This is a genomic window from Lentilactobacillus parabuchneri DSM 5707 = NBRC 107865, assembly GCF_001435315.1.
GTDB classification, from domain to species: domain Bacteria; phylum Bacillota; class Bacilli; order Lactobacillales; family Lactobacillaceae; genus Lentilactobacillus; species Lentilactobacillus parabuchneri.
This window is the reverse complement of sequence record NZ_AZGK01000002.1, coordinates 265,875-290,696: the sequence shown is the minus strand read 5'-3', so window position 1 is coordinate 290,696 and position 24,822 is coordinate 265,875. Positions and strand designations below refer to the sequence as shown.

The window sequence follows — 24,822 nt, the reverse complement described above, 5'->3', positions numbered from 1 at the left end:
ATACTATAAATGTAGAAATAGGAAACACCTATTTCCAAATAGGAAATATATGGAGGAACTTAATAATGGCTTTTAACATGGTTACCAAATATGCACATAGTCCTAAGGATATCGATCACTACAATACTGATGAGTTGCGGGATCAATTTTTAATGGAAAAGATCTTCAGCCCTGGAGATATCCTCTTAACCTATACTTATAACGACCGAATGATCTTTGGTGGAATTACGCCAACTGATTCCCCACTAGAAATTATGTTAGACAAACAATTAGGTGTAGATTTCTTCTTACAACGCCGTGAAATGGGATTTATTAACATTGGCGGTAAAGGTAAGGTAACAATTAATGGCCAGACCGAAGATATTGAACCTCATGATGGTTATTACATCAGCATGGGCACTAAGAGTGTCGTCTTTGAGTCAACTGAAGCTTCAAATCCTGCAAAATTTTATGTTGTGTCTACACCTGCTCACCGGGCATATCCATCCAAAAAATTAGCTTATAAAGATGCGATCGCTATGCCAATGGGCGACCAAGAACATATGAATAAACGGACTATTCATAAGTATATTGATGCGTCGATTATGGATACTTGTCAATTACAAATGGGTTACACAGTCCTGGAACCTGGTAATTCTTGGAATACAATGCCAGCTCATACTCATGCACGTCGAATGGAAACGTATCTTTACACAGAATTTGGTTCCAAGGATACTCGAGTAGCACACTTTATGGGTACTCCAAATAATACTAAGCACATTTGGTTGGAGCCTGACCAAGCAGTTGTTAACCCAAGCTTCTCAATTCACTGTGGTGTTGGAACCACAAATTATTCCTTTATCTGGGCAATGTGTGGTGAAAACCAGACATATGACGATATGGACGCGGTTAACATGCATGAGTTGCGATAACAAGGAGGAAAAATTCGATGGCACAATCAAAAGAAGAAATTAACCATAATACTGAATCTCTTAATCAATTTAAGATGTCGTGGTTCAGCCTGAAGGGTAAGGTTGCAATTATTTCGGGTGGTAACACTGGTTTAGGTCAAGGATATGCCGTTGCAATGGCGGAAGCTGGTGCGGATGTATTTATTCCAACTTTTGGTGAGCAAGGATGGGATGATACCCGTAAGTTAATTGAAGATCGAGGACAAAGAGTCGAATTCATGCAGGCTGACTTAACAAAAGAGGGAATTGCTGACAAAGTAGTATCTGAAGCCATGAGAAAGTTCGGCCACATTGACATCTTAGTTAACAATGCTGGAATGATTAAACGGAACCCTTTACTTCAATCAAATGATGAAGACTGGGATAACGTAATCGCGATCAATCTTTCCGCTGTTTACCACTTGTCATTAGCAGCCTCCAAAGAATTTGCCAAGCAAAGATCCGGAAAGATCGTCAACATAGGATCAATGCTTTCTTTCCAAGGTGGCAAGTTTATCCCGTCATACACAGCAGCAAAACATGGTGTGGCTGGATTAACAAAAGCTTTTGCAAGTGAGATGGCTGCTTACAATGTCCAGGTGAATGCAATCGCGCCGGGATATATAAAAACAGCTAACACAGAACCGATTCGAGCCGATGAATCTCGTAATAACGAAATATTGGGCCGGATTCCAGCGGGGCATTGGGGTGAACCATACGAGCTCATGGGCATCTCAGTTTATCTGGCAAGTAACGCTGCTAATTACATTAACGGAGCCATTATTCCAGTTGACGGTGGATACCTAGTTCGATAAAAATAGGCAAAATATAAGCAGGGCTTAAACTCTGTTTTTATTTTGAATTTATTGTGAAAAATGCCACAAATAAACGGGAAAACTATGAAAATTAGAAGGTCTTTAAATAAGGAGGCGAAAAAGGTGACCGAATTAATTACAATTGGCGAACCATTGGTTGTCTTCGCAGCTAAACAGGAAAATTTATCGCTAACAGATGCCACCGAATTTCATAAAGGAATCGGGGGAGCTGAATTGAATGTTGCTATTGGAACTAGGCGACTTGGGCATTCTGTCCAATATATTACCCAAGTTGGACAGGAACCATTAGGCATGTATATTACAAAGACAATTGATCAAATGGACATTGGAACAGACTATGTTTTTAAAGATCCGAATCATTCAACCGGTCATCAGTTAAAGCAACTGGTATCCTACGGCGACCCTGAAGTTGCTAACTATCGCAAAGGTTCGGCAGCCAGCCATTTAACCCCGTCATCAATTAAGTCTATTGATTTGTCCGGTGTTAAGATAGCTCACTTAACAGGTATTTTCCCCGCAATTTCCGAAACCGCCTTAGAAACACTTCAACTATTAATGAAACGGTTGAATGATCAGCATATTTTAATCACATTTGATACTAATCTCCGTCCCGCACTTTGGAAAAACACTCAGATAATGCGCAATACAATCAATAAGTTAGCAAGTCACTCAGATATTGTCTTACCTGGCATTCATGAAGGAAAAGTATTGGTTGGCACTGATGATCCAGAAAAAATTGCAAACTTCTATCTGAACCAAGGCCAAACTAAGACAGTTGTCGTTAAAGTTGGTTCAAAAGGTGCTTACGTAAAAACCAGTGAAGATCAAGGCAGGTTTATTCCTGGATTTAAAGTAGCAAAAGTTATTGATACGGTAGGAGCAGGAGACGGATTTGCGCTGGGACTAATCACAGCACTTTTAGAAAATAAGTCGACGGAAGTTGCCGTATTACGTGGAAATGCCATTGGAGCCATGCAGGTCCAAACGCCGGGAGATAATGATGGCTATCCATCCAGTGAGGAACTTAAAAATTTTTATAAAAAGGTAGGAATTTCTGAAGAAAACGGAGTGAATAATGTTGTTAGATAAATCTAGAGTATTAGAAAAGGTTCAAGCAGCTGGAATCGTTGCTGTTGTCCGTGGAAACTCAAAAGAAGAAGCTTATAAGACGGCAAAGGCTTGCATTAAGGGTGGTGTTAGTGCAATTGAGTTGGCTTTCACAGCCCCAAACGCCGACAAAGTAATAGACCAATTAAATAAAGAATACGCCAACGACTCAAAAGTGCTTATCGGTGCAGGAACGGTCCTTGATCCGGCTACCGCGCGAATTGCTATCATTGCCGGTGCTAAGTTCATCGTCAGCCCATCATTCTCAACAGAAGTAGCAAAGATTTGTAACTTGTATACCGTACCTTACATTCCAGGGTGCATGACTCCGACTGATATTCAAAAGGCATTGACGTATGGTGTCGATATCATTAAGATGTTCCCAGGGTCAATTGTTGGTAGTTCTATGGTATCTGAAATTCACGGACCATTTCCACAAGCCAAGTTAATGATTACAGGAGGCGTCCATTTAGATAACTTGGAAGAATGGTTTAATAAGGGTGCGAAAATTGTTGGTGTTGGTGGCCAAATGGTGGGCCCTGCCAGCAAAGGGGATTATGAACAAGTAACCAAAAATGCAAGTGACTTTAAATCTGAAATTAACCGTATTCTTGATTAGCGTAAAGATCCAGGAAACTGGATCTTTTTTATATGGAACCGATGTGTCTAATTGTTATAAGAACTTACAAAGAATGTATCTTATCGCATTTGATGTACACTCTACTTTCACTTCACTTACTTTCTACATAATAATCTTATCTAAAAAGCCTTCCTTCAAATTGCTAACCACCAACGGCACATAACCATGAAGAAAGATCCACAATCAACCCACTCATTTACTTATCCGCAGTCACATTCAACACTGAACTACGCACAATAATCTCAGGATCAACCACTTTTTGCTCGATGTCATCCTGCTGGCCATTCTCAACGATTGCCATCAACTGGGAGACACCCATGCTGATAATGGTTGGCGTTGGCTTACGAACAGTTGTCAGGGGTGGCACCAAGTATTTGGAGTAGGCCATATCATCGAATCCAATAATCGAAATGTCACGTGGAACCTGATAGCCCAATTCAATGCAGGCATTCAGTGCCCCCAGTGCCATATCATCGTTTTCACAAATCACACAGGTTGGAACGCTGCCGCTGGAAAGAATTTGGCGCATCAAGACGTTGCCGCTTTTTGATTTGTAGTCGCCCTGCTTAACCATGTCAGGGGCGATTTGAATGTGATGGGCACTCATCGCTTCTTTGACGCCGATGGTACGTTGTTTAGATGATTCAAACGTGCTTAACCCTTTGATCAGGGCAAACTTCCTATGGCCCATTCGAATGGCATACTCCGTCGCAATCTTACCACCCAGCTCATCACCAATGGCATAGTTATTAATATCGGTTCTTTCAATTACCCGGTTCAACACGACCAGTGGAATCCCGGTTTTATGAAGGTATTCGATAAACTCATCATCAGATTCCGACTGACTAATCACAATCACTCCATCAAAGTTGCTAACCGAGATTCCCTGACCATCCATCGCATTGTCGACGCTGTTAATTGACAGCGAATACCCCTTTGGCAAGAGCCCCTGTGCTTGTTCAATAACCTCAGTTAAAAAGCTAGCAGACGTTCCCGTATCCAAATTAGTAAAAAAGATACCGATCATATAGGAACGATTAGTCACAAGACTTTTCGCACTGATATTAGGCACGTAGCCAATTTGACGGGCAATCTCGGCGATTTTTTCCCGCGTAGCCGGCTTGACCAAGGCACTTCCATTGAGGGCTCTAGAGACCGTCGTATGGGACACGTTTGCCATTTTGGCAATTGTCCGAATCGTAACTGCATTTTCATTTTTATCAATCTGTTTCAAGTCTCAGGCCCCCTTTTCACGACGTTAATGATATCGAAAATAATTATCGCGTTATATCTCGAATCCGTCAAGCTGATTAATCTCATTCACGGAATACAAAGGAGGATGGCCACATACAAAGCCATCCCCCTTATAAACCATTTATCACGTTTTCAACTAATCTAAAAAGCCAAAGTAATTTCGCGCATTATTATACGCAATGTCTTGAACAATCTTGCCAAGCTTTTCCTCGTTGTTGGGAACCCGGCCTTGTTCGACCAATTTGCCGTAGAAGTTGCATAATACCCGACGGAAGTACTCATGCCGCGGATAGGATAGGAAGCTTCTCGAATCGGTTAACATTCCGACAAAATGCGGCAGTAAGCTTTGTTGGGCAAAGATTCGCAGCTGGTTATCCATCCCCTCAGCCGTATCATTGAACCACCATCCTGCACCAAGTTGCAGCTTTTGGACGGTCTCGCCCTGGAAGCAACCCATCATGGTTGCCAATTCCATCCAATCATTGTTATTCAATGAGTAAAAGATCGACTTGGGAACATCATGCGTATCTTGCATCTTCGTATAAAGCTTGGTGATGTGGCTGACGATATCCGGCTGGGTCCCAACGGCGTCGTATCCCGTATCTGGTCCAATCTTATCAAACATCGGCCGGTTCAAATCACGATTTGAGTTGATATGAAACTGCATCGTCCAATTAAATTCAGCATTTAGTTTCATCAAGTTCTCAAGCAACATTGTCAAATATTGGTCAATCTCATCTTGAGTCAATGCTTCATTTTGCATACCCTTGTTAACGATCGCATTGAGTTCCTCATCGCTGGCTTCTTTGAAGTGATAAGTCAGCAATGAATGATCCGAAAGCCGGCCGCCCATGTCGTTAAAGAATTCGAAACGTTGATGAAGCGCCTTGACGATATCAGCAAAGTTATTAATTTCAACGCCGGATACGTCGCCGAGCGTCTTGAGATACTCACCGAAAGAATCCCGGTCAATCTGAATCAGCTTATCCGGACGCATCGCAGGGAGGGTTTTGAAGCCACTTTGAGCTTCCTCTTCTTTAAGTAGCTTGTGATACTTCAAATCAGAAGCGGGATCGTCTGTCGTACAAACCACCTGGACATTGGAATTTTTGATCAAGTTGCGTGGTTTGAAATCGTCTGTCTGTAATAGTTCGTTCGCTTTCTCCCAGATTCGAGGAGCTGATTCTTCGGTCAACTCTTCGTCAATATGGAAGAAACGGCGCAATTCCAAGTGGGTCCATTCATATAATGGGTTACCATAAGAATTTTCAATCGTTTTTGCCCATTCGATAAACTTTTTGTATTCATCACCGTCACCGGTAATATACTTTTCATCAACGCCGTTGGCTCTCATCAGGCGCCATTTGTAATGGTCCCCATATGTGCCTTCGTTCAGCCAAATTCGCGTAATGTTTGGGTAGTTTTTGTTTTCATAGATTTCTTCAGGATTTAAATGGCAATGAAAATCGATAATTGGCATTTTTGCCGCATAATCATGAAATAGCGTCTTGGCCGTGTCATTACCTAACAGGAAATCATCATCTAATAAACTCATGATTGATTAATCGCTCCTTCTTAGTCTTTTGAGGTTGCTTGAAGCTCTGCTGCTGATTCCTTTGAGATATCACTCTTAGGTTCATATTTTTCTCTGGCTTCATCCTTAGTCTTAACGACACCTTGGAGAAGATCCAAATGTTCAGCAATGTGAATGTTCAAGTAACGGTCGTAAAGTGCCTGGTTCTTAAGCAAGATGTTCCAGAGCTTGTCGCGGTATACATAGTGATAGTTATGCTTCAAGTTCATGATGGAGCCATACATCGTGTGTAGAATTTGACGGGCATCATCATCGTCCAACAAGTCCATGACGTTTTCAGTGTTCATATCTTCAGGCTTAGGTGCAGTCCCATTGGTTTGGGCGTTGAACACATAGAAGTCTTTAACGTCGTCCAGGTTCTCATATGAGAATTTGTACAGTTCCAACATGAATTTTGGATCCTTGTGAGCGATAACCCGCAATGCTTCCAACCAGTTGGTTCCGGCGGTTTTAACGTGCCAGCCATGTTGCTTCGAAACGCGGCCAATAATTTCGTAAACGGACAACTTGTCTGATCCTGAGTGGATGCTAAGTTTGTAACCAAAGTGTTCAGCAATTGCTTCGTGAATCACGTATTCACGTTCAAAGCGCTCCGTATCGCCAATGTAGTCGATTGCTTTTTGGAATTCACCGTAGAAACGTGGTGCCATGGTAACTGGTGTAATGCCACGACGGTTTAATTCATTAGCGAAGAAGTAGTGATTAGGGTTGGTCGTTTGATAAGGCGTTTCATCCATTGAAATTTCAAAGTCCAAGTTATATGGGACAACGAATTTGTTGTAGATGGTTGTTGCAAACAAGATGGCGTCGTAGAATGTCAATGCTGATTCTTCAACATCATGCTTGGTGAATTTAACTGAACGACCATCGCCCAAATCAAATGTCTTGTTCAAATAGGTATCATTGAAGTATTTAATCTGGTCAGGGTCAAGCTGGTTAAAACGTTGATCGAGGTCGTCATCATTTAATTCAACGATGTCGTTGTTGATCTCATCAGTACAATCCAAGGTGATCATTGAGCAGCCAATTTTAACCGCGTAGTCAACTTCATAAGGTGTTTTAACGTGATCGCCGTCAGCTCCCCAACCGTATGTGAAGCCTTCTTCAAAGACCGCCCATGATGCTGATTGGAAAACGTCGGTATTGGTGCGGTGCATCAAAACTAACTCACGAATTGATTGTTGTGCCAGAACGGGCATAATGCCACGTCCTTTAAATAAACGCAAATGGGCATTTGAGGCATTGCCAAGGCGATCTCCCAGTCCAAATGTATATTTATAGTTACGCCGAGAAGTTGGCCGGATCCATTGGAAACGTTTAGCCAAAGCATCGTTATTGCGTTCATTTAGTTCACCGACAAGCAGTGTTGAATCTCGGTCATCCATCGTTGCTTGAGCTTCAAAATCACCAGCTGTTAAACGATTTTCATAAACAACCAAGCTCTTTTCAATAATGCCTTCATTATTGACGTGATGAAGGATGAAATAAACGTTTCTTCGATCGATTTGAATTGATGGTGCGTAAATCTCTTGATTCAACAGATTCGTGTAATCACCATCTGCATCTAAAATTTCTTTAACGTCGATTAATAAGTTATTTAAGTCCATGATATGTTTCCTCCAATTAGTTTTGTTATTTTAAAAGATAATCTCTAGATTTAATAAATTCTTGTCTTAGTTATTTGCTTCATAACGATAAAAAACGGCACCGACAATGTTCGTGCCGTTTTTTAAATGCGTCTTATCATGGTTCGATTTCTACCCACTTCGAAATCAGATTAATTGCTGCAGGTACCTGTTCTCTTGAAATGCTTTCTAATAAACAATACATATATGGATATCGCTTAGCTGTTTCTGTCAAAAAGTATTGTTGATCAAACATCCCCGTCCCCAAAGCTGCCATCTGAAGATTTCCCGTCTTAAAAACGAAGTCTTTTAGATGAACCGCAATAATTTTTTGACCAAAAGAATCATAAAACTTATTGATGATTTGTCGTTGATTAGTATAATTGTGGTTATTTAATAAATTTACTGGATCAAAAATTAGCTTTAAATTTGGACTATCAATTTTTGCCAGCAATTGCTCGGTCCTTTTTAAGTTGTATACAGGGTGATTTACTCCTGGTTCAATTGCCATAATTACACCAAGATTTTCAGCAACTTGGACTAATTTCGCAACAGATTCAAGAACCATTTCAAAAACTTGATCCGAATAATTTTTAGTAGTATATCCTTTGCCTGAAACACTTCCTGTTTCGGTCGCAACAATAGGCGATTTTTTAAAAAAAGTGGCTGCAGTTAAGTAGTTTTCAAAAAGTGATAAGTTACTCTTACGTACTTCAGGGTCAGAATCAATGATATTCACATAGCATCCAAGAATTGGAATATTTAAACCTAGATCACTTAACTGTTGATCCAAATATGTCGTAAATCCGTATCCAAGTTTATTTCCATTTGTCTGAACAAAGGGTAATTTTGTCGGTGAAAATTGGAAGTTGGCGATTCCAATCTTGGAAGATATTCCTTTAAGTTCCTCAAAAGAACTAGCTTTCAAGTCATGTGTTCGAATACCCAATCTAATTTTATCCAAAATCATTAGCCTCTTTAGTTAAAATCTTGCATTTCATTCGCTAACATTAAGAATGGTCCTATGCCTTTATGATCGTTTGTTACAATGGGTTCACTCATATAATATTCGAACGAACCATCGCGATTATCTGCACCACCTAGCCCGCTTACATATACAATCTTGTGAACATTTACATAACCCTGGGCATCAATCGAAATAAAATGACTCAGTGCGTTTTGAAAACTTTTTGTCAAAAAACCAGCCCATTCTTGTTTTACTAAATACCCTTTTCTGATACTTTTTGCAATTGCATTTAGAATCATCAAAGTCCCTGAAGACTCTAAATAGTTTAGGGGTTGGTCCCCCTCATCAGTAACTTGGTACCACAACTTTGTTTTTGTATCGGAATAAAGCCTTAACAGATTCAATTGTTCCTGCAAAATTGAAATGATTTGTTTCCTTTGAGGAAGGCTACTTGGTAAATAATCAAGAATATCTACCATTGCCATAACAAACCACCCGATACTTCTAGTCCAAAAGTGAGGAGAATGGCCGTTTTCCTTATTAGCCCAGATCATTTGTTTGTTACCATCAAAGGCGTGATAACATAGGCCGATATTATCATCCTTAGTGAGTTGATATGCCAAAATGACTTGTTCCGCCGCGTCTTCCATAAAATCATCAATATCAAACATCTTCTGATAGCGTGCGTAAAAAACATCTCCCATATACACACCATCAAGCCAAACTTGATTGGGATATATCTTTTTATGCCAAAAAACTCCATTCTCCGTCCTTGGTTGAGATTTAAGTTGATCAAAAAGCATAGTAGCTGCTTTCTTATACTTGCTTTTTCTTGTTACTTCAAAAGCATTCAAAATAGCTTTCCCATTGTTAATGTGATCAAGCTGTTCCTCTTCGGGATTATATCCTTTTATTGACCCATCCTCACCAATAAATCTATCAAGGTTATGACTAATATAGTCAAAATATTTTGTGTTTCCTGTTCGTCGAAATACATCATACATACCGTCAAGCATTAAACCGTCTTCATATCGCCATTTTCCAGTATCTAAGTTCGGTTCTCTTTTAATCATTGTTTGTGCACATAAATTAGACCAATCTTTAACATCATTTGTATTCATTTTTAACATTCCTTTACCATCACAGTTGTAAATAATCGTTTAGAGTTAGTTTGAACCGCTAATTATTCAAATTAACTTGTGGTTCTTTTTTTTCATGATACCCAACGTTGTTATTTCCAAAGCAATCTTCATAATCAAAACCGCTTAATTCCTTAATGGCCTTTCGAGTTTCAGGAGTAACATCTTCAAGACTGCCACCCTTATGAACACGGTCCAGCTCGTCAAGGATAAGTTGATGACTCCGTTTGTCTAGTTTCAATCTTGAAGAGCAGATAATACCAAGTACTGCAAGTGTAATGACTCCGAAGACCATAACACCTAATATTGCATTAATTGCACTTGCGGGTTGGGTTGTAGCTCCTTCTTTAAATCCAAAGAATTGAAGAACAACTCCAAGGATAAATACCACTGTTGCTCGAATCAGCTTACCCGCCATGGTCATAGCACCCGAGTATATACCTTCTCGTCTTCTATTGGTTACGACTTCATCAATATCTGCCATGAAAACATAGGTTGTCCACGGGATATAATAAACACCACCGGTTCCAAGTCCGAACCACGCTGTGATAGCGATTACAATCCCAGCAATGTTAGATAAGTGTAAGAATGAAATTGCACCATACGCTAGGACTGCTGAGATTACCATACCTAATGCGAATGAAAATGGCTTTGTAAATCCTTTTTTTGCACAGATAAACATAAATAGTGCAGTAGATCCCAACTGTAAGATTGCACTCATGCTATTCATTTCGGAAACAAAAGTAGAGGGTTGACCAAGGACAAACACAATATAATACGTGAACACAGCTGTGAATAACCATTCAGATCCAAACCCAAACAAGTACATACCTAAATGATCCCGAAATGCCCGAATTCTAAGAGTTGAGAAAATATCAATAAACAATTTCTTAAAGCCATCCCAGATGCTGTCAACATGTTCTTCTTTTACTTCTGCAGCAGGACGTTCCCACGAATTAAAGTACAGTAGTGAAAGAGCAATTATCATGATTGTTCCGTAGACAATTCCAGTTGCTAAAAATGAATATGGCGAGTTTTTCCCTAACAGTGCGAAGAAGACACCAGGCAATGCCGCACCGATAAAATTAGCAACTTTCCCAAACATTGCCTTAAATCCAGTTAAATAGGTTCTTTCGGTGAATGAACTAGTCATTTCAACTGCCAATGTCTCATACGGAATCATTACCATAGTGTAAGTCATCTCGAACATAATATAGGTAAATAGGTAATAGAAGAAATTCATCCCTGTAATCCATAAAAGAGGATAAATAATCATTAAAGGAATACCAATTAAGATAAAGAAGCGTCGACGACCGAACTTTTTCCCAATTCGAGTATTATAAAAGTTGTCAGTAATAAATCCCATTAACGGATTTAAAATAACATCCAAGTATGTGGAAATCGAAAAAATTAGTGCGGCTTGAAAAACTGGCAGGCCACAAAATGTTGTATAAAAGAATAACAACCAGGCTCCGGAAATCGCTAACGCGCCACTTCCTAGTAAGTTCCCACTTCCATATGCTAGACGAGTCAATAACGTAATTTTTCTTTTCTTTGTTTTCATGACGTACACTCCTAATTGTTTAATCGTTTTTTGTTATCGCTTACATTTATGAATTTAAAACCTTTGTTTTGCGCATTATTGATTAAGATAATTGCTAAATAATATAATTAATTCATTCCTAGCCATACATAGTTTATATATGGTCTTAGGGGATCCAAGAAAAAACTAATGTTGTGTTTTTAATTTAAAAAACTTAGTAACCATTTCCATAATTCTTAAAAGCTTATCCCCAATTTTTCCTGATCAATCATTTTGAATAATCGATTATTTAATACTAAGATTTAGTTTGGAAGTGATAGGCAACAGTGTTGTTACACTATGATTTCTCTTTAAAATTAATATTATTTTCTTGATGAACAAATTTATTAGTTTTCATATTTTCTACATGGGTATTTATTAAATTTAATTTCAACGTATTCTCTAGCCAAAATCCTGAGTCAGCATACGCTTGACTTTCGGTAATCATCTCTGGCTTCTCTTTTTCTGAGGAACCACTCATTGATACCGAATAGTCAGATATTGATACATTTTGTATCGGAGATTCTGGAAGCCCATATAGAAAGGCCGCTACGGAACGAACGTTTGTTGCAATGATATTGCTTAACTTAATATTACTAATTTTTGGTGTCCCAGTATTAATTGGCTGAGGAAATTTGGACAGGTAATTATCATTTACGGATCCACTCATTCCGTAAAACTCATTAATTGTTATCGGACTTAATACATCTGTCATAGTAATATTCGAAATAACAACGTCTTTTATATATCCCCCTCTTCCTCGACGTGTCTTCATTCTGATTCCTCTATCAGTATGATAAAAAATATTATTAGATATGATAACATTCTCAATGCCACCACTCATTTCACTTCCAAAAACCACCCCTCCATGACCATGCTTCATAATATTATTTGTGATTATTATATTTTTACTAACTGATTTTTCCGGCGTCGACTCAATTCCAGATTTAATTGCAATACAATCATCTCCATCGCTAATCGAATTTCCAATTATTTTAACGTCGGAACAAGATTCAGGATCAATACCATCAGTATTGGGAGAATCCAATGGATTTTCAATTCGAATATTTTGAATTAAAATATCCTGCGATTCCAACGGATGAACTGTCCATGAAGGTGAATTGACTAGTGTCACTCCTTGAATAACGATATGCTTTGAGTAGTCAAAAGCCAAAAGGAATGGTCTGCTATATTCGAAAGGAATATAATTGAGTGATTTTAAAGGCCCTTTTTTGGCAGCAACAAACATTTCCCACCATTTTTGACCGCATCCGTCAATAACCCCTTCACCAGTTATAGAAACGTTCTCAACATGATCACCAAAGATGTCAGGGTGGCGCATCTTAGCCACCGTTCCTTCAAATCTTGAAGTTACAGCCGGGAAGTCTGAGAAAGTATTGGAAAAAAGCAAATGTGCTCCGGCCTCTAGTTCAAGATGTAAGTTACTCCGTAAATCGAGATATCGTAGTCTATAGTTACCTGACCTGACATGGACAGTTCCCCCACCGTTATTTCCGACCTCATCGATAGCACGCTGAATCAAATCAGTATAATCTTTCAAATTTTTGTCATCTGGTTCAATCAACTGGATCACAAAAACATCTCCTTCTTATGCCAGCACAGATAAAATACAATTAGTACTGACAACACAAAATTAGGTTTGTATGGATTCCATATTTTAAAACAACCAAAACCGTCGTCCTTTTGTTAACGCTTACAATGATATCATACTTTATTGCACACGTGAACATTTTTTGCGTGTTTATTAATTTCACTAACCGTAATTAATCAAAAATGCTGATATTATGGGCTTTTGCCTTTCATATTATTTTATTGTGAAATTTGTAATATATTCGGCGAAAAAAATTTCCTTTATTTTAAATTTCAGGATTAACAGAAATCTCATATTCCTTTTATATTTTAAATGATAATGTCTATTCTAAAAAACACAAAGCAAACAACATCTTCAAGATCAATTGATCACAAATAACGAAAAATGGTAAATTCTTTTTTATTGTTCACGTGAACATATTTTCTAACTTAAAACATGTTTTCGGTGACTAGTCTCCTAAGCTCCAAAACTGATCGCCAATCTGTTCAGTTTATAGTTGTCAATTTACATTGATATTAATTCTTCGCTCAGTCCCAATACGTATTGTCGACCATGAACACTCTTTGAAATCATCGTAGTTCTCGACGCAAAAACTTTAAAATTGCGGTTAGCTCATTAGTTACCGAAGTTTTTGAGGCACCCAACGGGAATTCTGTCCAATCGCATCACTACTCCAAACTTTCATCAATAATCGAATCGACAACCGTCTCAATCGCAGAAATCAAAGGGCTGTCAGGTTGGATGCCGGTTTCTGAAAATCGGGTTTCCCACCAGTTTCTTCTGATCTTTTGAATGATAGGGATCACTTTCTTCCCCGCTTCAGTCAAGTTCAAAATAATCGCCTTGCCGTTTCCTGGGGTTTTAGTAAGGTAACCCAGTTCCTGCATTTTTTTAATTTCACGGGTTGCCAGTCCTTTGTCAATCACCAGGGATTTGGCAACCTGATTTTGGTTAATATGTGAATTGTCATTGATCGTTAGTAAGATACAGGCAGCCGTGGGATTCAAATTGTGCGCTTTGAACAATTTTCCCGTGTCCTTATAATACTGACGATGCAAAATCGAAATATCTTGTGCGAGGTAGCCAATATCTTTCAAATTAATTTCCTTTCGAGTTTTGAAATATTATTCTTAGACTAGCATTTTTTTGTTGACAATTCAACACAACGGCATTATCTTTAAACCTATGTTGAATTATCAACACACAAAATAAAGAGGTGTCGAGATATGGCAAATAATAAACGTGGTTCTCAAGCTTTGATTCAATCGATGATTAACCAACACATCCAATACGTATTTGGAATTCCAGGTGCAAAAGTTGATCAATTATTTGAAGATCTTCAGTATTCAGATCAGCCAAACGCGCCCAAACTGATTGTGACGCGTCATGAACAAAACGCTGCTTTTATTGCAGCAGGGATTGGCCGCTTAACGGGAAAGCCGGGAGTCGTTGCGACGACCTCTGGGCCCGGTGTCTCTAACTTAGTGACGGCGCTTATGACCGCTACCGCTGAAGGCGATCCCGTAATCGGACTTGGTGGACAAGTTCCCCGAGACGACCTCGCCCGATTAACCCATCAAAGCATCCCTAGTAAAGAGTTGATGAACTTCGCGGCTAAAAGTAGCGTTGAAGTCCAAGATCCAAATAACATTTCAGAAGTCTTTACGAACGCCTATAACACGTCGGTTTCCGGCAAACCGGGTGCCGCTTTCATTTCACTACCCGCCGATGTCTTAAGCGAAACGGTTGACCGGCCAGAAATGGCTCAACTCCAGGAAGCAGAACAAACCCAAACATCAAGTAAAACTCTCAATAAAATAGTTGATATGCTGACACATGCCAAGCTTCCAGTGATACTAGCCGGAATGCGGGCATCCTCACAACCTGTAACTGATGCGCTCCACCAACTGTTGGCCAAGGTTTCACTACCAGTCGTTGAAACTTATCAAGGAGCAGGTGTCATTTCTCACGAATTTGAAGCCAATTACTTTGGCCGCGTTGGGCTGTTCAGAAATCAAATTGGTGATACGTTATTAAAGAAAAGTGATTTGATCATCGCATTGGGTTACGATCCGGTAGAATACGAAGCTCGAAATTGGAACATTGAACACAACGACCAAATCATTCACATTGATACGATCGCACCTGAATTAACGGTTGATTACCAACCTGACGTTGTCATTGAATCAGATATTGCAGGAACGGTGACGGCCTTAACCAATACATTACCAACGGATTATAAGCTGTCAGAATCAGCACATCAGAATTTGGCAAAACTTCGAGAAGAATTCGACGGCCAAAGCGATGTTAAAACAAACCCAAAACCAGGGACACTCCATCCGTTAGAAATTGTGAATACCCTGCAAAAGGCAGTCGACGATGACACTACGGTTACGGTCGATATCGGAAGTCACTATATTTGGATGGCACGCCATTTTCGAACATACCAACCACGCCACTTACTTTTTAGTAATGGGATGCAAACCCTGGGTGTTTCACTCCCCTGGGCAATTGCGGCGAAGTTGACTCGTCCAAATGAAAAAGTGATTTCCGTTTCTGGTGATGGTGGGTTCCTATTCTCTGGCCAGGAGCTCGAAACGGCAGTCCGGCTTAAATTAAACATTATCCAGCTCATTTGGAATGACGGCTATTATGACATGGTGAAATTCCAGGAAGAAGCGAAATATGGTAAAAACGCCGGCGTTAAGCTGGGACCGGTCGATTTTGTGAAGTATGCTGAAAGCTTTGGCGCTAAAGGCTTGCGCGCAACTACTACGGATGAACTCAAGAACGCCTTGAAAAAAGCAGAAAAGGCAGATGGTCCCGTTATAATTGATATCCCGGTAGATTATCGTGATAACGTTGAACTAAAATCTGCTCTGTTAAAAGATATTTTAAACTAAACGTACGGGAGGGTTTAGATGACACAATATACAACCTTATATCAACACGGAACCTTAGCACTGCTGGTTCCGGGACTGTTGACAGGAACATTAAAAATGGGTGACTTACTCAAGCATGGTGATACCGGAATTGGAACCGGCGAAGGCCTTGACGGTGAGCTAATTATTTTAGATGGTGAACCTTATCAGGTTGATAGTGAAGGAAACGTTAATTTAGTAACAGATTCCTTTAACATGCCGTTTGCAAATATTCATTATGACCACTACTCGAAATTGGTCGAATTAGCAGACACCTCACAACAAGGATTAGAGAAAAAAGTACGTGCACTCACAAATGGAACCAACACATTTTTCTCCATCAAAATTACTGGCACTTTCTCCGGAATAAAAACTCGGGCGGTTAAGAAATCCGTGCCACCTTTTCAGACACTAGCCGAAACCGCTCGTAATCAAAGCATCTTTACCCGTGATCAGGTCAATGGAACAATGATTAGCTACTATTCTCCGGAATTATTTGACGGGGCTGCGGTCGCGGGTTTCCACCACCACTTTTTATCAGATGATCATAAGTTTGGCGGCCATGTGTTGGCATTTCATTTAGACAAAGGCACCGTTTCCTATCAGTTGTTTGATACGCTGGAACAGCATTTGCCGATTAGCAATGACGCATACATGAATCATGATTTTTCGGCTGATAATATTTCCGATGCGATTCATGACGCTGAAGGATAAATCCAGTTCAATACTTACAAAAAATCGTGATTCGAAGGAGAAGCAAATTATCCTGAGATCACGATTCTTTTTATTGATCAGTAATGGATCTTCACGCGAATAGCCTGCTACCAGCTTATGAGGGCAAAATCACTCCCACATGCGTGGGGAATACAGAGAAAATGCCAACTCAAACAGCTTCACTAAAGGATTACCCCCACGTGCGTGGGGAATACCTCTAAATCACCTGAATGATTACCGAATACGGAGGATTACCCCCACATGCGTGGGGAATACAGAATTGGCTTGCTTCTTGGTCATATCCCCAGAGGATTACCCCCACATGCGTGGGGAATACGTTAGTTCTGTTGATACCGAGAGCAAGCCTAAAGGATTACCCCCACATGCGTGGGGAATACACTAAACAAACCCCGAAACATAGCCATTCTCAAATTATAAAATGACCATTTTTCATTAGTTCGTATTTTACTCTACCCCTTTATCTAACGATCCTACTAACAGTTTACTATAAACGAATTCATAAATGCCACAACACAAATACAAAAACGCGGTCCGTACAAATATGAACTGAAGGGGCTGTGACATAAGTCCCAAAAAATAAGCGATTCATCGAAGAAAAATGTTTCTTTCGATGAATCGCTTTTGTTATAATCTAAAATAAAAAAAGTCATCGGCCGAACCCCGATGACTACGAAATCATCCTCGAAAGGACGTTCCAATATGCAAAATAATTATAACATAAACCAAACCGTTTTGAGTATCGCAACTGATTGGGAGTCCAAGGAAAACCATCCGGCCCGTTTTATCAATTATGTCGTTGAAGACTTAGCCATTAAAGAGCCCTATATCTTTGGCCGGCCACGTGAATATGATTTAAGTGTCCTGCTCAAACTACTGTTTTATGCTTATTCTCAAGGTATTTTTAGTAGTCGTCGAATTAGTCAGTTGGCCGAAGAGAGCCTGCCGGCTCGCTGGCTGACGCAAGAACAATTCCCATCTTATCGCACCATCTGTCGATTCAGAGTGGCGGATACAACCCAGAAATTACTTGATGATAGTTTAGTGAAGCTTACCAAACTCTTGCGAGTTAACGGATTGATTGATGAGGTGAGCTTTATTGATGGCACCAAGATTCTTGCCGATGCCAATAAGTATTCATTTGTCTGGCGAAAAAATACCATTCGATTTGATCGCATGAATCGGGCCGCTATCCTCGAACTTTTGGCAGAACTAAAGGATGCTCAAGCTAGCCAAACTTTACCTAAGGACACCGATTTAAGTTTGGAAACGCTAGATGAAGTTATTACTCGGCTAGAGACACAGTTGGAGGATCTAAATCACGAGACTGAGGAAACCAAGACGACTTCGCCTAACCCACTAAAACAAAAACGCCGGCACTTCAAATCATTGAAGCGAAAGCTGACTGACCGCAAAGATAAAATGGCGGAACATCAACAGCAAATGGCGACCTACGGTCAGCGGAACAGTTACTCTAAAACCGATCACGATGCCACATTTATGCGGGTGAAGGAAGATCCAATGTTAAACGGTCAGCTCAAACCAGCCTACAACCTGCAAATCGCCACAAATCACCAATTCATAACTGCTTACAGTATTTTCCAAAATCCGGGAGATACCAAAACTTTGATTCCATTTATTCAGCAACAACTAGCAGCGGGAATACTAGGAAAAGTTATCGTTGCCGATGCGGGTTACGGGTCAGAGCCAAACTACCGGGAGATTGAAGATAACTTTCCTGACCACACTGCATTAATCCCATATGGAACCATGCTTAAAGAAAACAGTCGTAAGTGGCTAAGTGATGACCGCAAGGTTATGAACTGGGACTACCACGATCAAGATGATTATTATATCGATCCGCTCGGCGTGCGATTTGACTTCAAAGCTTATCGGACCCGTACGGACAAGAAGACTGGCTTCCAGCGTCAATTCAAAGAATATGAAGCTGAAAAATGTGACAATAATCATCAGCTCGTGCCGGAGGCGCTCACCAAGGGCGGCCGAGTACGCAAGATTAATATTAATGAAGACTGGGAATACTTCAAAGCAAAAGAACGAGAACTGCTTTCAGAGCCAAATACTGCCATGATTTATGCGCGACGAAAAATCGACGTGGAGTCAGTATTTGGACAACTGAAGGCTTGTTTGCGTTTCACACGATTCTCGGTTAGAGGAATCAAGAAGGTTCGTAAGGAAGCCGGAATTGCCTTGATGGCATTAAATATAAGGAAACTAGTGGCGGTGATCACTAGTTTTTATTTATCTCAATTCAAAAACAGGAGTAAATCAAAAAATCAGACGATTTTTGATTTACTCCTGTTTAATTTTGGGACTTATGTCACAGCCCCGTTCAGTTCATTTCCAAAAACTAATCAATATTTTGATATTTCCATTCCCATATTATTTTCGTGTAATTCATGGCAACCGCTAATGTTAATACTTGTTCAACTGATTAATTCGTACCAATAACTCGTGAAATCCTAATTTAGATAACTGATCGTCATTGTTTTCAGCTATATCGAAAGCCTTATTCTCTAAATTATTAAAATCATCAGCTAAATATTTTAGCATTAAAAATACCGCCAAACGCTCTTTATTCTGCCGTTCATAGTCATCGGTCTCATGAAAATGAATGGTCGACAATGCATTATATGCAAATTTTTCAGCATCTATACGCGTCCGTCCATCTTTCATCATTGTAATCGCTCACTTTCGATTAATAGAATTAACTGGCCATTTCGGACTTTCCGCAGAAAGAACCCTTACGACTTCACTCGCAGAGTCGACTGCCATTCTGGCCATACACTCTGTAGTATTGGAAGCAATATGTGGTGTTAACAAAACATTATCTAGTTTATAAAAATCGCTGGTCAAGGGTAATGGCTCTTCATCAAATACGTCAAGGGCAGCAGCACGAATTTCGCGTGTCTTCAAGGCGTCAATTAAGTCGTCTTGTTTAACTAAAGACCCACGCCCCAAGTTTATTAATACTGCAGATTTCTTCATTAATTCGAATTCCCTTTTTGCAAATCCTTGCTTATTTTCTGGTGTGACGGCCATATGCAAAGTAATCACATCTGAATTTGTAAGCAAGGTTTCTTTGTCAACAACTTTACCATATTCAGCCGAATTGACAAATGGATCGTAAATAAGGATATTTAAATCTAATGAACTCACTTTTTTTGCCACCATTTTTCCAATTCGTCCATATCCCATAATTCCAAGTGTTTTTCCAGCAAGATCGAATCCCATATGAGATGATTTATAGTTAAAATCCCCTTTTCGCATATGATCTGAAATGGCTGTTACATTCTTTGAAATATCAAGAATTTCTGCCAAAGTTGTTTCAGCAACTGTTGCCGCGTTGGCATTTGGTGTAATTGTAACCCAAATGTTATTTTGGGCCATATAATCGGTATCTATGTTATCAAAGCCAACACCATGTCGCGCAATTATTTTTAAGTTCGGTAACCGATTAATAGTTTCATTAGGAAATGGCTCGGTCATCAATACAATACCATCAACGTCTGCGGCTTTTGAAGTAATTGTTTCCGCTTTTGTATCTGGCAATTCAACAACATTCATCCCGTGATTCACAAGATAGTCTTTTCCAGCCTGTGACAAGCTCTGTGGTACTGCAACTTTTTTACCCATAATTTTTAATCCTCCATTTTATCGAAGTAAGTATCCGCCATCAACAGGGATCGTTACCCCAGTAACATAATTCGACGCATCGCTTGCAAGAAAGACGATGGTTCCCATCAATTCTGATGGATCTGCCCAGTGTCCAGCTGGAATATGCGCCAATATTTCAGTATTCCGACTCTTATCTTCTTGGAGTGCTTTTGTCATTGGTGTATCAATATAGCCAGGTGCAATTGCGTTAACTTGAATATTGTCTTCAGCCAATGCATCAGCATATGCTTTAGTAAGCCCAACTACTCCATGCTTACTGGCAGTATATGGGAATATAAATTTTCCCGCTCTGAAAGATTGCATCGATCCGATGTTGATAATCTTGCCAGAATTTTGTTTAGACATAACTTTTGCTACAGCATGCGATAAGAAATATAACGCATTCAAATTCAGGTTAATAACAGCGTTCCAATCAGAATCTTTAAATTCTTCCCAGTTATTACGACGTTGCATTCCTGCGTTGTTTACCAAGATATCAATCTTTTGAAATTTTGAAAGTGCCGCATTTACGATTATGTCTGGTGCCTCTTTAGCAGTTACATCAATCTTAATGAACTTGACTTCACCATTAACACTTTTTGCAAATTTACTTGTCTCATCCCATCCTTTTTCATCATAACTAGCAATGACAACTTTCGCGCCAGATATCAACATAGCTTTTGTATAGTTAAAGCCCAAACCCGATGCACCACCAGTAATAATCGCAACTTTGCCATCCAAGCGAAACTTATCCGTACTAAACTGAGCTTCCTTACTCATCATTATTACCTCTTTCACTTATAGATCTTCACTTATTAAAGTTTGAATATCAGCCTGTAATGAAACATCATCTGCCGGATACTCCAATGCAATTGGCAAGTCCTTCGAAAACTTTTCCAACAGCAACCTCCAGTTAAGCTTGCCATCAACAAACGAAACCGTCTTTGGTTTATTGTCTTGATCTAATACATAACCCTTCAAATGGACAAATCGAGTATATTTGAGCAATCGATTTGTTGCAGTTATGGCATCTTGGTCTGTAAAAATCCAGTTTCCTAAATCATTTACAAATCCCACTTTCTGATTACGTCCCTCAAATTTTTCGAAGAACAAAGACAGTTTTTCGATATCACTATTACTCTCCGTTTGATCATTCTCAACGTTTAACTGAATACCAGAGGGAATAATCGTCAATAAATAATCAATAAAAGTATCGTTTGATTCATCAAAATCTCCAAGATTCATCTTAATGTAACTGGCACCCAAGCGTTGTGCTTCCGATACATATTGAAGGATATTTAAGTTCAAGTGTTTGTTAATAAATAGATCGTCTGGGATCGAATAGAAATAATTGATACGCTTTTTCATCCGGAATTTTGATAAACGATCAAATTCACTAATCGTTGAATTTCCATATTCTCTTCGTAATTCAATGTTACTAACTCCGCTGTCTAGCAACTCCGTCACTAACTTATCTTGAGCGATGCCTGAATTATGTTCACTTTGTTTAACCAAAGTGTTCAATACCAATCTGTTAGAATTCATAAATTGTTACCTCCATTGATTATTTTATGTAATCGATTACCCTAATACATCATCATAATATTCTTTCATAATTACAAAGTCAACACTATTTTTTAGGAAATAAATCCTGTTATTAATGGATTTAATAGGGAACGTCAAAAATTTTTCTTTTGTTTTTACTTTTTTGTTTGACAATTCACAATTTTTGGGGGTAATATGTAACCGATTTCAGTTAATCGATTACCTAAAGAAAAAAATATATGGAGTGTGGTACAAATGACAAGTATTATTATCGGCATCCTTTTGCTGCTAACCTTTGTTGGTTTCATTGCTTTCGTGATGAAGGGTGGAAACATTATGATAGGATTTCTCCTAATGGCGATCCTTTGGACAATTATTGGGGGAATCCCTTACAAAGATGCAATTACAAATGTTTTCTCCAAACCTGCCTTAGATTACGGGTCAACAATTATGGTCATCATCTTCGGATCTTGGTTTGGGCGGGTCCTTGTTGATACCGGAATTGCTGGTGCAATAAGTGAACAAACGATTAAGGTCAGTTATAAACGGCCTATAATTGCTACAATTCTAATTTGTTTAGTCACGTCTTTTATTTTCACAAGTTCTTATGGAGTAGGCGCAGTCATTGCCATTGAGGTTATTCTGTTACCAATATTAAGATCTCTTGGATTACCAAAAAATGTTGCTATTACAGCATTTGTAATGTCAATTGGCGCGCCGATGTATGTCAATATTGTAATTATCAAGCAGTTGCAACTGTTCTTCCCTAAGGTGGTTTATGGCGCAAAATATCTAACTTATGGCTTCAGTGCTATGGCAGTCCAATTATTGATTGTTATCATTTTTATCTTAATCCACGCAAAATCCATTCATAAAAATGATGCAAAAAATATATCGGTTGATGAATCCACCAGCAAAGTACCCAAGATTGCTTATGTACTCCCAATCATGCCGGTATTTATGAATTTAGCTTTTCACTGGGAACCAATTCCTGCATTAATGTTATCTATCTTTCTTGTATTATTAATTACCGGGAATCTAAAATCCTATAAGTCGGCACTAGAACTCATCAATAAAACTATTTCGCAAGCTATATCTGATATTTCAGGATTAATAATTATGTTGCTATTTCTGACTATGTTTAGCGCAGCTGCAGTTAAGGACACGGCACGGTTTAGTGGTATTTTGCAAAGTATCGTCCCTCACAGTCCGCTCGTATTAGCAATTGCTTTTGGAGTTTTAGCACCGCTAGCTTTATTCCGAGGACCATTAATGGTGTGGGGAGCTGGATCGGCTACTGCAGCGGTACTTGCTGCAACCGGATTCTTTAACCAATACTTTGCGTTCGCCGCCATCTTAGTTCCTGGCGTATCAATTGCCATTTCGACTTGTATCACCCAGTCTTGGAACTTATGGGTAGTGGAACATGAAAAACTCGATGTTAAAAAGTTCTTGATTACCGGTGTCCCATTCGGTTGGATCACAAGTATTCTCAACTTATTGCTAGCAGCAGTTATGTTTAAGTAGCAAACAATTTTCTAGGAGGCTTACTTTGAAAGAAACAATTATTTTTGGTACCTACTCTGCAAGAGACTCCAAGGGTATCTATGAAGCAGATTTCGATACCGACTCCCAAAAATTAGAATTCCCACATTTATCTGTAAAGATAGGTGCGCCCACCTATTTAGCACTCTCAAACGGTCAAAACATTTATGCTGTCGACCAAGAGGATAGTATGGGCGGAGTTGCAGTATTTGATTACTCCACCAATAATATTGAAGAAATTGAAAAGCATTTATTCCATAATTCATCACCAGTGAATATAACTATCAATGAAAAATACAAATTGGTATTTGCAAGTAATTATAACAATGGATTTGTTCAAATATTTAAAATCCAAAAAAATGGAGATATTAAGTTAGTGGACGAAATCCATAATATGGGTCATGGCATTTTACCTCAACAAAGCAATTCTCATGTTCACTACGCTCAAATTTCACCTGACGGTAAACTTTGCATAGCCGATTTGGGAACCGATGAAATCTTAATTTTTAGTATAAACAAAAATGGTCGGGTCATAAGCAAAATATCAACATTTTGTACACGTCAAGGTTTCGGGCCGAAAAAAATAACCTTTCTTCGTGATGGCATCCATGCTTATGTATTAGGAGAATTGGCAAGTCAGATTGGTCTATTAATCTACAACCCAAGCACAGAAACTTTTGCTCAAACTCAAATAGTTTCAACGATCCCTGATAATTGGGTGGGACAAAATGGCTGTGGAGGAATGCACCTAACACATGATGAAAAATATTTATATGTATCAAATCGCGGACATAATTCGATATCTGTTTATCAGGTTAATGCGAGCGATCAAACATTAAAAATGGTCCAAAACGTGCCAAGTGAAGGTTGTTTTCCTCGCGAATTTTGCCTAGATCAATCAGAAAAGTTCTTATTTGTCGGAAATCAAAAATCTGATAATGTAACCATTTTCAGTAGAGATTCAACCAACGGAACTCTAACACTTGTGTCTAAAGACAACTTTATCCCAGAGCCTGTATGCTTGCTTTGTACTCAATAAACCACATCGTTAAATGCGCAAATTATTAATATAGTTCACTAGCATCGTGTTATCAGGTACAATTAAAAGGTGAAAGT

At 39.2% G+C, this 24,822-nt stretch carries 21 protein-coding genes and 1 CRISPR repeat array; of the genes, 9 read left to right on the top strand and 12 right to left on the bottom strand.

The genetic code is table 11. From position 1 onward, the window contains the following. The first annotated feature begins 65 nt into the window (after positions 1-65). The 4 genes from kduI to FC51_RS03735 all read left to right on the top strand — a co-directional run bounded on the left by kduI (position 66) and on the right by FC51_RS03735 (position 3,491). Complete coding sequence (gene kduI, locus FC51_RS03750) at positions 66-911, top strand: 5-dehydro-4-deoxy-D-glucuronate isomerase (protein WP_057911170.1); 846 nt, start codon at positions 66-68, stop codon at positions 909-911. A gap of 17 nt (positions 912-928) precedes the next feature. Continuing rightward, positions 929-1,744, top strand: coding sequence for a 2-dehydro-3-deoxy-D-gluconate 5-dehydrogenase KduD (gene kduD, locus FC51_RS03745; RefSeq protein WP_057911169.1), 816 nt, complete (start codon positions 929-931; stop codon positions 1,742-1,744). 123 nt (positions 1,745-1,867) lie between these two features. Continuing rightward, on the top strand, positions 1,868-2,854 hold the full coding sequence (locus tag FC51_RS03740; protein ID WP_057911168.1) for a sugar kinase: 987 nt from the start codon (positions 1,868-1,870) through the stop codon (positions 2,852-2,854). Further along, on the top strand, positions 2,844-3,491 hold the full coding sequence (locus FC51_RS03735) for a bifunctional 2-keto-4-hydroxyglutarate aldolase/2-keto-3-deoxy-6-phosphogluconate aldolase (RefSeq protein ID WP_225355057.1): 648 nt from the start codon (positions 2,844-2,846) through the stop codon (positions 3,489-3,491). The genes FC51_RS03740 and FC51_RS03735 overlap by 11 nt, the downstream gene beginning before the upstream one ends. A 217-nt stretch (positions 3,492-3,708) precedes the next feature. On the opposite strand, the gene FC51_RS03730 is transcribed toward FC51_RS03735, so the two are convergent. The 8 genes from FC51_RS03730 to FC51_RS03695 form a co-directional block, all read right to left on the bottom strand. Continuing rightward, complete coding sequence (locus tag FC51_RS03730; protein WP_075141154.1) at positions 3,709-4,746, bottom strand: LacI family DNA-binding transcriptional regulator; 1,038 nt, start codon at positions 4,744-4,746, stop codon at positions 3,709-3,711. 156 nt (positions 4,747-4,902) lie between these two features. Continuing rightward, positions 4,903-6,321, bottom strand: a complete 1,419-nt coding sequence (gene uxaC / locus FC51_RS03725) for a glucuronate isomerase (RefSeq protein ID WP_057911166.1) — start codon at positions 6,319-6,321, stop codon at positions 4,903-4,905. Positions 6,322-6,341: 20 nt separating this feature from the next. Then, positions 6,342-7,967 (bottom strand): tagaturonate epimerase family protein, encoded by a 1,626-nt coding sequence (locus FC51_RS03720; RefSeq protein ID WP_057911165.1) that lies wholly within the window; start codon positions 7,965-7,967, stop codon positions 6,342-6,344. Positions 7,968-8,103: 136 nt separating this feature from the next. Continuing rightward, positions 8,104-8,949 (bottom strand): sugar phosphate isomerase/epimerase family protein, encoded by an 846-nt coding sequence (locus FC51_RS03715; protein WP_057911164.1) that lies wholly within the window; start codon positions 8,947-8,949, stop codon positions 8,104-8,106. Between the two features lie 14 nt (positions 8,950-8,963). Next, positions 8,964-10,073, bottom strand: a complete 1,110-nt coding sequence (locus FC51_RS03710) for a glycoside hydrolase family 88/105 protein (protein WP_065203835.1) — start codon at positions 10,071-10,073, stop codon at positions 8,964-8,966. Positions 10,074-10,131: 58 nt separating this feature from the next. Continuing rightward, positions 10,132-11,655 (bottom strand): MFS transporter, encoded by a 1,524-nt coding sequence (locus FC51_RS03705; protein WP_057911162.1) that lies wholly within the window; start codon positions 11,653-11,655, stop codon positions 10,132-10,134. A gap of 316 nt (positions 11,656-11,971) precedes the next feature. Then, complete coding sequence (locus tag FC51_RS03700; protein WP_057911161.1) at positions 11,972-13,267, bottom strand: glycoside hydrolase family 28 protein; 1,296 nt, start codon at positions 13,265-13,267, stop codon at positions 11,972-11,974. Positions 13,268-13,953: 686 nt separating this feature from the next. Further along, positions 13,954-14,382: a MarR family winged helix-turn-helix transcriptional regulator gene (locus FC51_RS03695; protein WP_057911160.1), complete on the bottom strand. Its 429-nt coding sequence runs from the start codon at positions 14,380-14,382 to the stop codon at positions 13,954-13,956. 129 nt (positions 14,383-14,511) lie between these two features. On the opposite strand from FC51_RS03695, the gene alsS reads away from it, so the two are divergent. The 3 genes from alsS to FC51_RS03680 all read left to right on the top strand — a co-directional run bounded on the left by alsS (position 14,512) and on the right by FC51_RS03680 (position 19,410). Further along, the gene (alsS, locus tag FC51_RS03690) at positions 14,512-16,188 is read left to right on the top strand and encodes an acetolactate synthase AlsS (RefSeq protein ID WP_057911159.1); all 1,677 of its coding nucleotides are present in this window, start codon (positions 14,512-14,514) and stop codon (positions 16,186-16,188) included. 18 nt (positions 16,189-16,206) lie between these two features. Next, the gene (gene budA / locus FC51_RS03685; protein ID WP_057911158.1) at positions 16,207-16,920 is read left to right on the top strand and encodes an acetolactate decarboxylase; all 714 of its coding nucleotides are present in this window, start codon (positions 16,207-16,209) and stop codon (positions 16,918-16,920) included. Between the two features lie 125 nt (positions 16,921-17,045). Beyond that, positions 17,046-17,318: a CRISPR direct-repeat array (repeat unit 29 nt; unit sequence AGGATTACCCCCACATGCGTGGGGAATAC). 322 nt (positions 17,319-17,640) lie between these two features. Next, positions 17,641-19,410 carry an IS1182 family transposase gene (locus FC51_RS03680; protein ID WP_057911157.1) on the top strand — a complete coding sequence of 590 codons (1,770 nt, stop codon included), beginning with the start codon at positions 17,641-17,643 and terminating at the stop codon, positions 19,408-19,410. On the opposite strand, the gene FC51_RS03675 is transcribed toward FC51_RS03680, so the two are convergent. Genes FC51_RS03675 through FC51_RS03660 form a run of 4 tightly spaced genes read right to left on the bottom strand, consistent with a single transcriptional unit; the run spans position 19,375 to position 22,161 of the window. Further along, entirely contained in the window at positions 19,375-19,638 is a 264-nt protein-coding gene (locus FC51_RS03675; RefSeq protein WP_225355029.1) for a hypothetical protein, read from the bottom strand. The two genes, FC51_RS03680 and FC51_RS03675, sit on opposite strands and share 36 nt — an antisense overlap. Before the next feature lie 9 nt (positions 19,639-19,647). Then, positions 19,648-20,595, bottom strand: a complete 948-nt coding sequence (locus FC51_RS03670; protein WP_057911156.1) for a phosphoglycerate dehydrogenase — start codon at positions 20,593-20,595, stop codon at positions 19,648-19,650. 18 nt (positions 20,596-20,613) lie between these two features. Further along, positions 20,614-21,396, bottom strand: a complete 783-nt coding sequence (locus tag FC51_RS03665) for a glucose 1-dehydrogenase (RefSeq protein ID WP_057911155.1) — start codon at positions 21,394-21,396, stop codon at positions 20,614-20,616. A gap of 18 nt (positions 21,397-21,414) precedes the next feature. After that, positions 21,415-22,161, bottom strand: coding sequence for an apurinic/apyrimidinic endonuclease family protein (locus tag FC51_RS03660; RefSeq protein ID WP_057911154.1), 747 nt, complete (start codon positions 22,159-22,161; stop codon positions 21,415-21,417). A 255-nt stretch (positions 22,162-22,416) separates the two neighbouring features. Between FC51_RS03660 and FC51_RS03655 the strand changes: the two genes are divergently transcribed. Both FC51_RS03655 and FC51_RS03650 read left to right on the top strand, forming a co-directional pair. Further along, complete coding sequence (locus tag FC51_RS03655) at positions 22,417-23,688, top strand: gluconate:proton symporter (protein ID WP_057911153.1); 1,272 nt, start codon at positions 22,417-22,419, stop codon at positions 23,686-23,688. A 25-nt stretch (positions 23,689-23,713) separates the two neighbouring features. Continuing rightward, positions 23,714-24,745, top strand: a complete 1,032-nt coding sequence (locus FC51_RS03650) for a lactonase family protein (RefSeq protein WP_057911152.1) — start codon at positions 23,714-23,716, stop codon at positions 24,743-24,745. The last annotated feature ends 77 nt before the right edge of the window (positions 24,746-24,822 follow it).